We start from the raw sequence: 15,205 nt of genomic DNA, 5'->3' as shown, positions 1-15,205 counted from the left end.
GCGCTGGAAGCTCCTCATTTGATAGCAAATATTACTTGCGTGCCGCGATCGCCTTCTCGGCCGACGTCACCAGGTCGGCGCCGATCTGGCCCTTCCACTTGTCGTACACCGGGCGCGTGACCTTCACGAAGGCGGCGCGCTCGGCGGCGGAGAGCTGCGTCACGGTCACGCCGTTGGCGGCGATGTCCTTGAGCAGCGGCTTGTCGGCCTCGACCATGCCCTTGCGTGCGATGGCGATCTCTTCCTTGCCGGCGTCGATGGCGGCCTGCTTCACGATCTCACGGTCGGCGGGCGTCCAGGACGCCCAGATGTCCTTGTTGACCACGAAGATCAGCGGGTCGTTCACGTAGCCCCACATCGTCACGTGCTTCTGGGCCACGGTGTGCAGCTTGGCGGCCATGTAGACGGCAATGGGGTTCTCCTGGCCGTCCACGGCGCCGCTGGCGAACGCGGGCTGTGCGTCGGCCCAGCTCATTTGCGTGGGGTTGGCGCCCAGCGCGGTGAAGGTGTCCAGGAACAGGGGCGAGCCCACCACGCGGATCTTCAGGCCCTTCAAGTCCTCGGGCGTCTTGATGGCCTTCTTGGAGTTGGAGATTTCGCGGTAGCCGTTCTCGCCCCAGGCGAGCGGCACCACGCCGGCCTTGTCCAGCGTCGCGAAGATCTGCTTGCCCACGTCGCCCTGCGTCACCGCGTCCACCGCCGCGTAGTCGGGGAACAGGAAGGGTAGCGAGAACAGGTTCAGTTGCTTGACCTGGGGCGACCAGTTGATGGTGGAGCCCACGGCCATGTCGATCACACCCTGGCGCAGCGCACTGAATTCGCGCGTCTGGTCGCCCTGGATCAGCGACACGCCGGGGTACAGCTTGATGTTGATGCGGCCGTTGGTGCGCTCGCGGACCTTGTTGGCCCACAGCTCGCCGCCCTTGCCCCAGGGGAAGGCGGTGCCCAGCACCAGGGACATGCGGTACTCGCTCTTGTACGCGGTCTGCGCGATGGCGGCGGGGGCCGTGAAGGCCAGTGCCGCAGCGGCGGCCAAGGCGGAGGTCAGGAAGGTGCGCAGTTTCATGTTTTCAGTCTCCTTGTAGAAATCGGTGGGTCAATGCGTCAATCAAAGCGTCGGTCAATGCGTCGGTACGTCCATCAGTAGCCCAGCTTGGCAGGCAGCCACAGCGCCAGCTGCGGGAAGGCGATCACGAGCACCATCACGAGGAACATGGCGACGAGCATCCAGCCCACCCAGCGCACGGTCGATTCCATGCGCACGCCCGCGATGCGGCACGACACCATGAGGTTCACGGCCAGCGGCGGGGTGAACTGGCCCAGGGCCACCTTCAGGGTCAGGATCACGCCGAACCAGACGGGGTCCCAGTTGTAGTGCTGCATGATGGGCAGCAGCAGCGGCACGAAGATCAAAAAGATCGAGATGCCGTCGAGGAACATGCCCACGGTGATCAGCAGCACGATGAGCAGGGCCAGCACGCCGTATTCGCCCAGGCCCGAGTTCACGATGGCCTTGGCCACCGGGTCGATCACGCCCAGGGTGGACAGCGAATACGCAAAGATCCCTGCCAGCGACACCACGATGAGGATCACCGCCGACAGCTCGCCCGACTCGCGCAGGATGGGGAACAGGTCGCGCACCTTGATCGTGCGGTGGATCACCATGCCCACGAACAGGCCGTAGAACACAGCCACCACGGCGGCCTCGGTGGGCGTGAACCAGCCGGCGCGCATGCCGCCCAGGATCAGCACAGGCGCGGCCAGGCCCCAGGTGGCCTCGCGCAGGCTCTTCCAGAACGGCGGGCGGGGCATCTCCGCCTCCAGCGCGCCCATCTTGTGTTTGCGGGCCATCCACACGGCCGGCACGATCAGCGCGATACCTGCCAGCACGCCAGGGATCATTCCAGCGGCGAACAGCGCCGGCACCGAGGCACCCGGCACCAGCACGGAGTAGATGATGAACGCCACGGACGGCGGGATCAGGATGTCAGTGGCCGCTGCCGCGCCCACCACGCTGGCCGAGAACGAGGGCGGGTAGCCAGCGCGCGACATGGCCGCGATCATCACGCCGCCCACGGCGGCGGCGTTGGCCGGGCCCGAGCCCGAGATGCCGCCGAGAAACATGGCCACGGCAATGGCCACCAGCGGCAGCATGCCCGGGCCGCGCCCGACGATGGCCACGGCGAAGTTCACGAGGCGCAGGGCCACGCCCGAGCGGTCGAAGATGGAGCCGACCAGCACGAACATCGGGATGGCCAGCAGCGGGTACTTGCCCAGGCCCGCGTAGAAGTTCTGCGGCACGGCCAGCAGGCCGAACCACTGGCTGTCGGCATTCGCCAGCGCAATCGCTGCGGCGCCCGCCAGGCCGAGTGCCGCGCCGATGGGCACGCCCACGAACATGAGGCCCAGGAAGGCCACGAAGAGCAACGTGGCGATCATGGCTGAGCGTCCTTGGCCGTGGGGGTGCCTTCGGGTACCACGCGTGTGCGTCGCACCAGCAAGCCCACTGCCCGTGCCGCGATCAGCGTGGAGAACACCGGCAGCCAGATGGAGTACCACCACTGCGGCACGCCGATGCCCGGAGAGGTCTCGCCGAAGCGGTAGTCGTCCCACACCACGCGCACGCTCAGCACGGCAATGAGCGCAAACAGCACGGCCACGGTGATCGCGCCCAGCTGTGCCAGGCGCTTGCTGCGCAGGGCCGAGCCGCCCTCGGCGAAGTATTCGATGCGGATGTGCTGGTCGCGCGCCACGGCGGCGGAGCCTGCCACCAGGGCCAGCACGATCATCAGGAAGACGGAGATTTCTTCCGTCCAGGCGAAGGATGAGTTGGTGAAGTAGCGCACCAGCACGTTGGCGAAGGTGATGAGCGCCAGTGCCGCCATCACGATGACGGTGAGCCAGTCTTCAAGCCGCAGTGAGCGCGGCTCGGACTCAGGGCTCGCGGCAGCAGGCGCCGCGTCGGAGGCCGGGGCCCCCGGGGGAGAAGAGGAGGACATGGGAGCAGGGATGGAGAAGAACAAACATGCATGCGAATGCTGGTCGAATGCTCTGCCCGGCAGTGTTGTGCACCAGGGGCTAGGGACATGCCCTGAGCGCAAAAGCGCGGTGGGCGCTGCTGGGTATTATGGAATATGTTGCTAAGTGTGCACACCATTGGTGCGGCTGGTAACCACTGTGTAAACCCTCATGTCCCCGCCCGGCGCTCGCCGGGCCCCACGCCGATAATGCACCGATGGAAACCAAGTGGCTTGAAGATTTCGTAAGTCTTGCGGAAACGCGCAGCTTCAGCCGGTCCGCCCAGTTGCGGCATGTGACCCAACCCGCGTTCTCGCGGCGCATCCAGGCCCTGGAAGCCTGGGCGGGCACCGATCTGGTGGACCGCAGTTCCTACCCCACGCGCCTCACGCCCGCCGGCAAGACCCTGTATGACCAGGCCCTGGAGATGCTGCAGTCGCTGCAGAACACGCGCGCCATGCTGCGCGCACACACCAGCGCCGGCAAGGACATGATCGAGTTCGCGGTGCCGCACACGCTGGCCTTCACCTTCTTTCCGGCCTGGGTGTCCAGCCTGCACGACAAGTTCGGCCCTTTCAAGAGCCGGCTCATCGCGCTCAATGTGCACGATGCGGTGATGCGCCTGGTCGAGGGCGGCTGCGACCTGCTGATCGCCTATCACCACCCCTCGCAGCCATTCCAGCTCGATGCCGACCGCTACGAGATGGTGAGTCTGGGGCAGGAGGTGCTCTCGCCCTATAGCAAGGCTGATGCGGACGGCCAGCCGCTGCACCGCCTGCCCGGGCGCACGGGCCAGCCGTTGCCTTACCTGGGCTACGCGCCTGGCGCCTACCTGGGGCGCGTGACGGAGCTCATCCTCAAGGAGTCGGGCACTCCCATTCACCTGGAGCGGGTGTATGAAACCGACATGGCCGAGGGCCTGAAGGCCATGGCGCTCGAAGGCCATGGCGTGGCCTTTCTGCCGCACAGCGCCGTCAAGAAGGAACTGCGTTCGCGCCGCCTGGTAAGCGCAGCACCCCCCGATGCCGATGGCCTGCAGATGACGATGGATGTGCGGGCCTACCGCGAAAAGCCTGCCGGCAAGGAAGCCCCGAAGGGCACGGCCCAGGCGCTGTGGACTTACCTGCAGGCCCAGGCAGGGTCATGCTAAGGGTAAATACGGATATAAACACTTTGCATAGTTGCGCCCGCAAACGGCATTGGAGTTTCATGGTAACGACACGTACAGTTCGCGCCATCGCTGAATCGGCCGCTGCAGCGTGGGTTGCTCAGGGTGCTTGGCACGAACATTGCAAAACCGATTCATTCACACCACAGGACGTCGCATGAAAGTACAGCCATCGGGATTCGCAGCAGGCCTTGCCGCCCTGTGCGCTGCGCTGGCCATGCCCGTGCAGGCCGCCACCGTGCTGGAGCGTGTCAGTGCCGGCGGCAAGCTGGTGATTGCCCACCGCGAGTCGTCCGTGCCGTTTTCGTACGTGGATTCCCAGTCTGGCAAGCCGGTGGGCTATGCGGTGGACCTGTGCCTGCGCCTGGCCGATGTGGTGCGCAAGAAGACCGGCAAGAAGGACATGGAAATCGAGTTCGTGGCCGTCACGCCGGCCAACCGGATCACGATGATCGAGCAGGGCAAGGCGGACATGGAGTGCGGCTCCACCACCAACAACGCCGAGCGGCGCCAGAAGGTCGCCTTCACCATCCCCCATTTCATTACCGGCGCGCGCTTGCTGGTCAAGTCCGCGAGCCCCATCGACAAGGTGGAAGACCTCAACGGCAAGAAGCTGGTGTCCACCAAGGGCACCACGCCTCTCAAAGCCGCCGACCAGGCCAACCGCGAGCGCCTGATGGGTATCACCATCGTGGAGGCGCCCGACCACGCCAAGGCGGTCGAGATGGTGGAAAAGGGCGAGGCCGATGCCTTCGTGATGGACGACGTGCTGCTGTACGGCCTGGCGGCCGGGCGTCCAGACCCCAAGGCGCTCAAGGTCGTGGGCCGGTTCATGACCACCGAGCCGCTGGCCATCATGCTGCCCAAGAACGACCCCGAGTTCAAGAAGCTGGTGGACGAGGAGATGCGGCGGCTCATCACCAGCCGCGACATCTACCCCATCTATGACAAGTGGTTCAACAAGCCCATCCCTCCCACCAACACGGTGCTGAACCTCCCCGTCAGCTATTTGCTGCGGGACTTCTGGAAATACCCTACCGACCAGGTTCCGTTCTGACTAACAATCCCTGGTCGCGTACCCCCTTTTTGGGATGCTTGGCCCGCCGGTGACCCCGGCTGGTGACGAGCCCTAAAATTCCCCTCTGTCCTTTCGCTTCACATACAAGGAGATTCTCATGAAGAAGCATTTGCTCGCGGTTGCTGTGACCGCCCTCGCTGCAGGCAGCGCTTTCGCGCAAGCCACGGATACCCTGGCCAAGATCAAGGCCTCGGGCAGTGTGACGCTCGGCGTGCGCGAGTCTTCGGGTCTTTCCTATACCCTGGGCAACGGCAAGTACGTGGGCTTCCACACCGAAATGGGTGAAATCGTCCTGCACGACATCCAGAAGCAGCTGGGCCTGGCCAAGCTGGACATCAAGTACCAGCCCGTCACCTCGCAAAACCGCATCCCCCTGGTGACCAACGGCACCGTGGACCTGGAGTGCGGCTCCACCACCAACAACGCCGCTCGCCAGAAGGACGTGGCTTTCGCCGTGACCACCTACGTGGAAGAAGTGCGCATCGCTGCCAAGGCCAATTCGGGCATCACCTCGATCAAGGACCTGGCTGGCAAGACCGTGGCCACCACCACGGGCACCACCTCGGTGCAGACCCTGCGCAAGCATGAGCGCGCTGGCGGCATCGACTTCAAGGAAGTCTTCGGCAAGGACCACGCCGACAGCTTCCTGATGCTGGAAACCGGCCGTGCCGACGCCTTCGTGATGGACGGTTCCATCCTGGCTGCCAACATCTCCAAGTCCAAGGCCCCCGCCGACTACAAGATCGTCGGCGAAGTCCTGAACGTGGAACCCATCGCCTGCATGCTGCGCAAGGACGACGCTGCCTTCAAGAAGGCAGTGGACGATTCCATCAAGCGCCAGATCTCCGATGGTTCGCTGGCCAAGCTGTACGACAAGTGGTTCATGCAGCCCGTGCCCCCGACCAACACCAAGATCGGCCTGCCGATCTCCGACGCCACCAAGGCAGCCTGGGCAGCTCCTAACGACAAGCCAATGGAAGACTACGCCAAGAAGTAATCTTCGCGACGCTTGTGCCCCTTCGGCCAACCGGTTTGAAGGGGCTTTTTTGTTGGGTGTGCCCATGGCATGCCCAACGTCTCACCAAGAAATAAAGGGGTGCTCCTATGAGTTGGGATTGGCAGGTGTTCTGCCAGGACACCATGGACAGGGAAGTCGTGCAAAGCTGCTTCGGCAAGGGCGGCGACATCACGTACCTGGACTGGATGCTGTCGGCCTGGGGCTGGACGGTGTCCGTTTCGTTGCTGGCCTTGGTGCTGGCGCTTGTGTTGGGCTCTTTGATCGGCACGCTGCGCACGCTGCAGGACCGGCCCATGATCGTTCGTCTGGGCAATGCCTGGGTCGAGCTGTTCCGTAATATTCCGTTGCTGGTCCAGATCTTCCTCTGGTACCACGTCATTCCCAGCCTCTTTCCCGTGATGAAGGGTGTTCCCGGCTTCGTGCTCGTTGTGCTGGCCCTGGGCTTCTTCACTTCGGCGCGCATCGCAGAGCAGGTGCGCTCGGGCATCCAGGCATTGCCGCGCGGCCAGCGCTATGCCGGCATGGCCGTGGGTTTCACCACCTTCCAGACATACCGCTATGTGCTGCTGCCCATGGCGTTTCGCATCATCATCCCGCCGCTGACTAGCGAGACGATGAACATCTTCAAGAACTCGTCGGTGGCGTTTGCCGTGTCGGTGGCCGAACTCACGATGTTCGCCATGCAGGCGCAGGAAGAAACCTCGCGCGGTATCGAGGTCTATCTGGCGGTGACGGGGCTCTATGTCATCTCGGCATTTGCCATCAACCGGATTATGGCGTTCATCGAGAAGCGCGTGCGCATTCCGGGCATGGTCGTTGCCAGCGGCGGCGGGGGGCACTGACATGATGAACCTTGACTTTTCCTTCTACAACTGGGACCTGATCTCCAACTTCGTGCTCAAGGGGCTGTACTTCAGCCTGCTGCTCACGGTCATCGCCACCCTGGGCGGCGTGTTCTTCGGCACCCTGCTGGCGCTGATGCGCCTGTCGGGCAAGAAGTGGCTGGATGTGCCCGCCACCATCTACGTCAACGGCATGCGCTCCATTCCGCTGGTGATGGTGATCCTGTGGTTCTTCCTGCTGGTGCCCGCGATCATCGGCCGCCCCATCGGCGCCGAGGTGTCGGCCATCATCACCTTCATCGCGTTCGAGGCTGCGTACTTCAGCGAGATCATGCGCGCCGGCATCCAGTCCATCCCGCGCGGCCAGGTGTATGCCGGCCAGGCGCTGGGCATGACGTATGGACAGAACATGAAGCTCGTGGTGCTGCCGCAGGCGTTTCGCAACATGCTGCCGGTTCTGCTCACGCAGACCATCATCCTGTTCCAGGACACGTCGCTGGTGTATGCCATTGGCGCGTACGACATGCTCAAGGGCTTCGAAGTGGCGGGCAAGAACTTCGGCCGCCCCATCGAGGCGTACCTGGCCGCTGCCGTGCTGTACTTCGTGATGTGCTATGCGCTGTCGTGGGCAGTGAAGCGCCTGCACCAGAAGATCGCAATTATTCGGTAGCACCCCTGAGTCGCCTTCGGCGCCATCCCCCGTGAAGGGGAGGACGCCAGTGGCCTGGCAGAGCCAGTTCCACGGCGTCCCCGCAAGAGGCCGCATCGGTCTATTTGCGCGGCGCCCCGAAAAAGTGACAAGAGAAGAGATTGGAGAAAGAAATGATCGAACTCAAGAACGTATCCAAGTGGTATGGCCCCGTGCAGGTGCTCAACGAATGCTCGGCCACCATCAACAAGGGTGAAGTGGTGGTGGTGTGCGGACCCTCGGGCTCGGGCAAGTCCACGCTGATCAAGACCATCAACGCACTGGAGCCCTTCCAGAAGGGCGAGATCACGGTCGATGGCGTAAAGCTGCACGACCCCAGGACCGACCTGCCCAAGCTGCGCAGTCGCGTGGGCATGGTGTTCCAGCACTTCGAGTTGTTCCCCCACCTGTCGGTGACGGACAACCTCACGATCGCGCAGATCAAGGTGCTGGGCCGCAGCGCGGACGACGCCAAGAAGCGCGGCCTGAAGATGCTTGAACGCGTGGGCCTGATCGCCCACAAGGACAAGTTCCCCGGCCAGCTCTCGGGCGGCCAGCAGCAGCGCGTGGCCATTGCGCGCGCCCTGTCGATGGATCCCATCGTGATGCTGTTCGACGAACCCACGTCTGCGCTCGACCCTGAAATGGTCGGCGAAGTGCTGGACGTGATGGTGGGCCTGGCCAACGAAGGCATGACCATGATGTGCGTGACCCACGAAATGGGCTTCGCCCGCAAGGTCAGCAATCGCGTGATCTTCATGGACGTGGGCGGCAAGATCCTGGAGGATTGCTCCAAGGATGAGTTCTTCAACAACCCCGAGGCCCGCCAGCCCCGCACGAAGGACTTCCTCAACAAGATCCTGCAGCACTGAACTCTGCGCGGCAGGCCGGGTTCCTGGTGTGCCCACACGTGCAGTCTTGCAAGGCGCCTTCGGGCGCCTTGTTTTTTGGAGTGCCCGCTGCGGCCCTTTGCCGTGCAGGCGTCCGGGCCGCCGCCACGCCGGGGTGTGCTCGAGCCTGCGCTACTGCTTGCGTGTGGACCTGCGGGAAGCCGTCTGCACCGCGATGAGCTGCTGGTCCTCCACGTCCTTCCACAGCGTATCGCGGCGCCTGAGCGCCTCGGACACCTGGGCGTGCCGAAGCTGCGCGACGGCAGAGACCAGGGCATTGCAGACGAAGAAAGCGGCGGTATACGAATCGAAGGGCGATGCGTTGGACGTGCGCACCTGCACGAGGTGTCGGGCCAGCGCCGCCAGCGGGGCGGCCGGGCTGTCCGTGATGGCCAGCACCTGCGCGCCCGCATCGCGAAAGCGCTGGGCCACCTTCACCGGCCCGCTGGCATAGCGGCGGATGCTGAAGGCCAGCAGCGTGTCTTCCGGCTGCACCCACAGCAACTGGTCGGTGGCTGCCACGGCCCCCGCGCCCAGCTCGTGCACGCCCGGGCGACACATGTTCAGGTGCAGGGCCAGCCAGGCTGCCACCGGGGCGCTGTTGATCTGTGCCAGCACGAACAAGCGCCCCGGTGCATCGGCAATGCGCTGCGCGATGGCCTCGAAGGCCCGCATGTCCAGGCCGTCGCGCGTGGCGGTGATGTTGTGCTGGTCGTGTAGCAACGCATCGTCCACGCATTGCTGCAGGCTGCGGTCGGTGCCGATGGTCACTGGCGCACGCTGGCCGGCGGTCTGCAGCAGGGCCGTCACCTCGCCGCGCGCCTCGCGCTGGGCCTCGGCATAGCTGGCGTAGCCCAGCTTGGCGAACAGCCGCACCACGGTCGACGCGCTGGTGCCATTGCGCGCGGCCAGCGCCGTGGCGGACTCCAGCAGTGCGTGCGGGTAGTCGCGCCCCAGGGCCTCGGCCAGGGCGCGTTCGCTGGCGGTCAGCTCCGCGCTCTGCCGCGCCAGACGCTCGGTCAGCAAGCCATGGGGTGTTTGCAATGATGATTTCATTAATGTCTATTTTGTGAAATACGTATTGCAAACACGAGCGTCGCGTGCAACACTTCGACCCAGATTCGCGCCCCGATTCCGGGGTCCAACCCGAGGATTCAAATGCAGGATACCCTTGAAAACCACGGCCTGGCGGTGCGCCAGCGCATTCTGGACTGGCTCGCCAGCCAGTCCCAAGCCATGCAAGACCTGTTGCAGAAAGTGGTGGACATCGACAGCGGCAGCCGTGACGAGGCCGGTGTCACGGCGGTGGCCGCTGCCTTGCGCGAGCGGCTGGAGGCCGCTGGCGTTGCAGTGCGTTTCGAGCCCGTGCCGGGCTATGGTGTGCTGCTGCACGCCGATGTGCCGGGCGCCAGCGACGGCCCGCCCATCGTACTCATGGGCCACATGGACACCGTCTACCCCGCCGGCACCGTGGCGCGCCGCCCCTTCCGCGTGGCGGACGGTCGTGCCTACGGCCCCGGCGTGGCCGACATGAAGTCGGGCCTGGTGATGAACGTCTTCGTGGCCGAGGCCTTTGCGCGCTGCGGCGGGCTGAAGGGGCCGCTGCAGCTGTTCTTCTCGTGCGACGAGGAGATCGGCTCGCCCGTCACGCGCGAGCGCATCATGGCCAAGGCGCGCGGCGTGAAGGCAGTTTTCAATGCCGAACCGGGCCGCGTGAGCGGCAATCTGGTGACGAGCCGCAAGGGCTCGATGGTGGTGATGTTCGAGGTGGAGGGGGTTGCTGCCCACGCCGGCATCAACCACGCAGCCGGTGCGAGCGCCATCGAGGCGCTGGCCCGCAAGACGCTGGCGCTGCATGCGCTGACCGACCCCGCCACCGGCGTCACCTGCAACGTGGGCGTGGTGCAGGGCGGCATCGTGCCCAACATGGTGGCCCCGCATGCGCGGGCTGAGGTGGATCTGCGCTTCACGTCCGACACCGACCCTGACGAGCTGCTGGCCAAGGTGCGCGCCATCGTCGAGGAGGAGTCCGTGCCGCGCACTCAGGGCCGCATCACCGAATCGCGCCGCACGCTGCCCATGAAGCCCACGCCCGATGCGCTGCTGGCGCTGTACCAGCGCGGAGCAGAGACTCTGGGCTTCGCGGTGCAGGGCGAGTTCACGGGTGGAGCGGCCGACAGCGGCCTGACCGCATCGGTGGGCGCGCCCACGCTGTGCGGCACCGGCCCTGTGGGAGGTCATCCGCACACCGAGCGCGAGTACTGCGAGCTGTCGACCTTCGTGCCCCGCGCCCAGGCCGTGGCGCTGGCGGTTCTCGACCACCCCTGATCCTCAGTGCGCCTGACCGCGCCAAGTCCGGCCGGTCCGCTGCCGGTGCGGGCGCCCCGTCCCTTGTTTCCTGAAAGAAGACCCATGACTCTTGCCTCGCAATTCCCCCGCCGCCGCGCTCTTGCCGCCAGCCTCGCGCTGGGCCTGGCAACCCTGGCCGGCCTCGCTCCGTTGGCCGCGCAGGCCGACGAGAAGTACCCCTCTCGCCCGATCACGCTCGTGGTGCCGTTCCCGCCCGGCGGGTCGGTGGACATCATGGCCCGGCAGTATTCGGAGCCGCTGTCCAAGGCACTGGGTGTGCCCATCGTGGTGGAAAACCGTGCTGGCGCGGGCGGCTCGGTGGGCGCGCAGTATGTGGCGCGCGCCAAGCCCGACGGCTACACGCTGGTCGTGTCCTCGCAAAGCAGCCACCTGGCCAACCCCCTGACCCAGCCCAAGGTGGGCTACGACCCGGTCAAGGATTTCGAGAACATCGCCATCCTGGGCCGCCAGCCCAACGCGCTGGTCGTGCACAGCAGCCTGCCGTTCAAGACGTTCGCCGAGTTCGTGGCCTATGCCAAGAAGAATCCCGGCAAGCTCAACTACGGCAGTGGCGGCGTGGGCAGCATGGGCCAGCTCAACGTCGAGATGTTCAAGGCCGCGACCGGTGCGTTCACCACGCACATCCCGTACCGCGGCGGCACGCCGCTGATCACGGCGGTGCTGGCCAACGAGGTGCAGTTCATCCTGGACAACCTGGTCATCATGCTGCCCCACGTCCAGGCGGGCAAGGTGCGCGCCCTGGCCGTGGCGTCCGACCAGCGCCTGCCGCAGCTGCCCGACGTGCCCACGCTGGCCGAAGTGGGTTACCCTGAGCTCAACCTCACGTCCTGGACCGGCCTGGCCGCGCCCGGCGGCACGCCCGACGCCGTCGTGCAGACGCTGTACAAGGCCGTGCGGCAGGTGGCCACGTCGCCCGCCATGGTCGCCAACCTCAAGGACCGCGGCGTGATCGCGCCCGAGGAAATGACCCCCGCCCAGTTCGAGAAGATGATGTCCGAGCGCCTGGTGAAGTTCGGCGAAGTGGTGCGCAAGGTCGGCATCACGGCGGAGTGACCTGCCGGCGCCAGGGCTGTTGTGCGGGATACGCGGTTGGAAGGGTTTTGACCGCCTGCCGCACCGTAGGCAAGCGCCACCAGCTATCAAATGCATAGCGTGCAATGGGGTGGGGCGCGCAATGGGACAATGCAGGCCATGACCGCCGCACCTTCCCACCCCCTTCAAACCCTCACCATCACCCGCCCCGACGACTGGCACCTGCATGTGCGCGACGGCGAGCCGCTGCAGACCGTCGTGCCGCACACGGCCGCGCAGTTCGGCCGCGCGATCATCATGCCCAACCTGCGCCCGCCCGTGACCACGGCGCAGCAGGCGCTTGAGTACAAGCAGCGCATCCTGGCCGCCGTGCCGGCCGGCGTGCAGTTCGAGCCGCTGATGACGCTGTACCTCACCGACAACCTGCCCGCCGACGAGATCGCGCGCGCCAAGGACGCGGGCGTGATGGCCTGCAAGCTCTACCCCGCCGGCGCCACCACCAACAGCGACGCGGGCGTGACCGACATCCGCAAGACCTACAAGACGCTGGAAGCCATGCAAAAGGCCGGCATGCTGCTGCTGGTGCATGGCGAGGTCACCAGCAGCGACATCGACCTGTTTGACCGCGAAGCCGTCTTCATCGACCAGCAGCTCATCCCGCTGCGCCGCGACTTCCCCGAGCTCAAGATCGTCTTCGAGCACATCACCACCAAGGACGCGGCCGACTACGTGCAGGCATCCGACCGCTTCACCGCCGCCACCATCACCGCGCACCACCTGCTGTACAACCGCAACGCGATCTTCGTCGGCGGCGTGCGCCCGCACTACTACTGCCTGCCCGTGCTCAAGCGCGAGACGCACCGCGTGGCGCTGGTGGAGGCCGCGACCAGCGGCTCCGCCAAGTTCTTCCTGGGCACCGACAGCGCGCCGCACCCCGCGCACCTCAAGGAGCACGCCAGCGGCTGCGCCGGTTGCTACACCGCGCATGCCGCGATGGAGATGTACGCCGAGGCCTTCGACAACGCCGGCGCGCTGGACAAGCTCGAGGGCTTTGCCAGCTTCCACGGCCCCGATTTCTACAGCCTGCCGCGCAATACCGGCACCATCACCCTGCGCCGCGAATCCTGGACGCCGCCTGAGAGCTTCGCTTTCGGCGAGGCCAATCTCAAGCCCCTGCGCTCGGGTGAAGCGCTGCCGTGGCGGCTGGTGTAAGCCCGCCCACGACCACGTTGCCCTGCGCGATCGACTGGAGTGCTCCCTGGCTGGCGCCGTGGCGAGGCCGCGGCCTGCCGGTGGCTCGCCAGGTGCAGGGCGGCAGCCCGGTCGGCCAGGCGCTGCAGGCCGCGATGCCTGGGGATGCGCCGGTGGTTTTCGCCGCCCAGTCCGAGCTTCCCGGCGGCATGGCGTACGAGCAGTACATCCGGGACACCCGCCGCGTGCCCACCCGCGACAACCTGCACGACTTCTTCAACGGCCTGGTGTGGCTGCACTTCCCGCAGGCCAAGCGCCGGCTGAACGAGCTGCAGGCGCAGGCCATCGCCGCCGATGGCGTGCAGGCCGTGCGTGGGCCGCTGCGCGATGCGCTCACGGTGTTCGATGAAAACGGCGCGCTGCTGCAGGCACCCGATGCGCTGTGGGATGCTCTCACGGCGCGGGACTGGCAGCGGTTGTTCGTCGACCTGCGCCCGCTGTGGGGCCATGCCCGGTTGGTGCTGTTCGGCCACGCGCTCATGGAGAAGCTGGTTGCACCACGAAAACCCATGGTCGCGCACGTCTATCGGGTGCCTATAGCTATTGATCTGATAGCGCGCGATGCGCTGGCCGACCTCGATGGCTGGCTGGCGCACGCGGTGCAGCCCGCCACCTGGGCCGCCAAGCCGTTCGTGCCGCTGCCGGTGCTGGGCGTGCCGGGCTGGTGGCCCGCCAACGAAGCGCCCGGCTTCTATGCCGACGCCCAGGTCTTTCGGCCAGCGCGCCCGCAGCCCCGGCCGTAATTCCCGTCAGCGCTTGTGTGATAAGGCCGCGCCGCAGGTTTGCACCTACCATAGCGCGATGAAATCGCGGCCATGGGCGGCGGGTGCGGTGGCTCTGGGCCCTGCCATGCCGGAAGGCGTGCCGCTTGAAGCGTTGTCCCCGGCCCCCATCTGAGCCAGCAAACACCATCGTTGTTGTTTACCCCACGGAGAATTCATTCCATGAAGCGGATCCTGTTATTTGTGATGACCAACCTGGCCGTCGTTGTCGTGCTGGGGGTGGTGGCCAGCCTGCTGGGCGTGAACCGCTACCTCACGGCCAACGGGCTGAACCTGGGCGCGCTGCTGGGCTTTGCGCTCATCATGGGCTTTGGCGGCGCGATCATCTCGCTGCTCATCAGCAAGCCCATGGCCAAGTGGACTTCTGGCGTGCGCGTGATCGACGGCTCGGGCTCGCCCGATGAGCGCTGGATCGTCGAGACGGTGCGCAAGTTCGCCGACCAGGCCAAGATCGGCATGCCCGAAGTGGGCATCTTCGAAGGCGACCCGAACGCTTTCGCCACGGGGGCCTTCAAGAACTCGGCGCTGGTGGCGGTGTCCACCGGCCTGCTGCAGGGCATGACGCGCGACGAGGTCGAAGCCGTCATTGGCCATGAAGTGGCCCACATCGCCAATGGCGACATGGTCACCATGACGCTGATCCAGGGCGTGATGAATACCTTCGTGGTGTTCCTGTCTCGGGTCATCGGCTACGCGGTCGACAGCTTTTTGCGCAAGAACGACGAGAACAGCTCGGGCCCCGGCATCGGCTATTACGTCACCACCATCGTGCTCGACATCGTGCTGGGCTTCGTGGCCGCGATGATCGTGGCCTGGTTCAGCCGCCAGCGCGAGTTCCGCGCCGACGCGGGTGCCGCCCAGCTCATGGGCCGCCGCCAGCCGATGATCAACGCCCTGGCCAGACTGGGCGGCATGCACCCCGGCGAGCTGCCCAAGAGCGTGGCTGCCATGGGCATCGCGGGCGGCATCGGCAAGCTGTTCTCGACCCATCCGCCCATCGAAGAGCGCATCGCCGCGCTGCAGAACGCGCAGCAGCACTGAGGTCCGTGGGGCCGCAGCCCGGCCCCG

Annotated in this window: 15 protein-coding genes; 11 read left to right on the top strand and 4 right to left on the bottom strand. The window is 65.8% G+C overall.

Annotated features, from left to right (window positions below; all coding sequences use genetic code 11):
• Positions 1-31: 31 nt before the first annotated feature.
• The 3 genes from KW835_RS03735 to KW835_RS03725 form a co-directional block, all read right to left on the bottom strand.
• Complete coding sequence (locus tag KW835_RS03735; RefSeq protein WP_218380914.1) at positions 32-1,066, bottom strand: DctP family TRAP transporter solute-binding subunit; 1,035 nt, start codon at positions 1,064-1,066, stop codon at positions 32-34.
• A 74-nt stretch (positions 1,067-1,140) separates the two neighbouring features.
• Complete coding sequence (locus KW835_RS03730) at positions 1,141-2,439, bottom strand: TRAP transporter large permease (RefSeq protein WP_218380913.1); 1,299 nt, start codon at positions 2,437-2,439, stop codon at positions 1,141-1,143.
• Positions 2,436-2,999, bottom strand: coding sequence for a TRAP transporter small permease (locus KW835_RS03725; RefSeq protein ID WP_218380912.1), 564 nt, complete (start codon positions 2,997-2,999; stop codon positions 2,436-2,438). The genes KW835_RS03730 and KW835_RS03725 overlap by 4 nt, the downstream gene beginning before the upstream one ends.
• A 236-nt stretch (positions 3,000-3,235) precedes the next feature.
• On the opposite strand from KW835_RS03725, the gene KW835_RS03720 reads away from it, so the two are divergent.
• The 6 genes from KW835_RS03720 to KW835_RS03695 all read left to right on the top strand — a co-directional run bounded on the left by KW835_RS03720 (position 3,236) and on the right by KW835_RS03695 (position 8,684).
• Positions 3,236-4,168 (top strand): LysR family transcriptional regulator, encoded by a 933-nt coding sequence (locus KW835_RS03720; protein WP_218380911.1) that lies wholly within the window; start codon positions 3,236-3,238, stop codon positions 4,166-4,168.
• A gap of 235 nt (positions 4,169-4,403) precedes the next feature.
• Positions 4,404-5,243 (top strand): amino acid ABC transporter substrate-binding protein, encoded by an 840-nt coding sequence (locus KW835_RS03715; RefSeq protein ID WP_370633576.1) that lies wholly within the window; start codon positions 4,404-4,406, stop codon positions 5,241-5,243.
• A gap of 118 nt (positions 5,244-5,361) precedes the next feature.
• Positions 5,362-6,261, top strand: a complete 900-nt coding sequence (locus KW835_RS03710; protein WP_218380909.1) for an amino acid ABC transporter substrate-binding protein — start codon at positions 5,362-5,364, stop codon at positions 6,259-6,261.
• Between the two features lie 107 nt (positions 6,262-6,368).
• The gene (locus tag KW835_RS03705) at positions 6,369-7,124 is read left to right on the top strand and encodes an amino acid ABC transporter permease (protein WP_218380908.1); all 756 of its coding nucleotides are present in this window, start codon (positions 6,369-6,371) and stop codon (positions 7,122-7,124) included.
• A 1-nt stretch (position 7,125) separates the two neighbouring features.
• Positions 7,126-7,794: an amino acid ABC transporter permease gene (locus KW835_RS03700; protein WP_218380907.1), complete on the top strand. Its 669-nt coding sequence runs from the start codon at positions 7,126-7,128 to the stop codon at positions 7,792-7,794.
• A gap of 152 nt (positions 7,795-7,946) precedes the next feature.
• Positions 7,947-8,684 carry an amino acid ABC transporter ATP-binding protein gene (locus KW835_RS03695; RefSeq protein ID WP_218380906.1) on the top strand — a complete coding sequence of 246 codons (738 nt, stop codon included), beginning with the start codon at positions 7,947-7,949 and terminating at the stop codon, positions 8,682-8,684.
• Between the two features lie 150 nt (positions 8,685-8,834).
• On the opposite strand, the gene KW835_RS03690 is transcribed toward KW835_RS03695, so the two are convergent.
• Positions 8,835-9,758 carry a MurR/RpiR family transcriptional regulator gene (locus tag KW835_RS03690; protein ID WP_218380905.1) on the bottom strand — a complete coding sequence of 308 codons (924 nt, stop codon included), beginning with the start codon at positions 9,756-9,758 and terminating at the stop codon, positions 8,835-8,837.
• A 102-nt stretch (positions 9,759-9,860) separates the two neighbouring features.
• Here KW835_RS03690 and KW835_RS03685 point away from each other — a divergent pair, with 102 nt between their 5' ends.
• The 5 genes from KW835_RS03685 to htpX all read left to right on the top strand — a co-directional run bounded on the left by KW835_RS03685 (position 9,861) and on the right by htpX (position 15,178).
• Positions 9,861-11,030, top strand: a complete 1,170-nt coding sequence (locus tag KW835_RS03685; protein WP_218380904.1) for a M20 family metallopeptidase — start codon at positions 9,861-9,863, stop codon at positions 11,028-11,030.
• A gap of 84 nt (positions 11,031-11,114) precedes the next feature.
• On the top strand, positions 11,115-12,125 hold the full coding sequence (locus KW835_RS03680; RefSeq protein ID WP_218380903.1) for a tripartite tricarboxylate transporter substrate binding protein: 1,011 nt from the start codon (positions 11,115-11,117) through the stop codon (positions 12,123-12,125).
• A gap of 138 nt (positions 12,126-12,263) precedes the next feature.
• Complete coding sequence (pyrC, locus tag KW835_RS03675) at positions 12,264-13,316, top strand: dihydroorotase (protein ID WP_218380902.1); 1,053 nt, start codon at positions 12,264-12,266, stop codon at positions 13,314-13,316.
• On the top strand, positions 13,301-14,098 hold the full coding sequence (locus KW835_RS03670; RefSeq protein ID WP_339385489.1) for a DUF3025 domain-containing protein: 798 nt from the start codon (positions 13,301-13,303) through the stop codon (positions 14,096-14,098). Before pyrC ends, KW835_RS03670 begins: the two co-directional genes overlap by 16 nt.
• Before the next feature lie 201 nt (positions 14,099-14,299).
• The gene (gene htpX / locus KW835_RS03665) at positions 14,300-15,178 is read left to right on the top strand and encodes a protease HtpX (protein ID WP_218380901.1); all 879 of its coding nucleotides are present in this window, start codon (positions 14,300-14,302) and stop codon (positions 15,176-15,178) included.
• Positions 15,179-15,205 lie beyond the last annotated feature (27 nt).

Source organism: Acidovorax sp. sic0104 (genome assembly GCF_019219095.1).
Lineage (GTDB): Bacteria > Pseudomonadota > Gammaproteobacteria > Burkholderiales > Burkholderiaceae_C > Acidovorax.
This window is presented reverse-complemented; position numbering and strand designations above follow the sequence as displayed.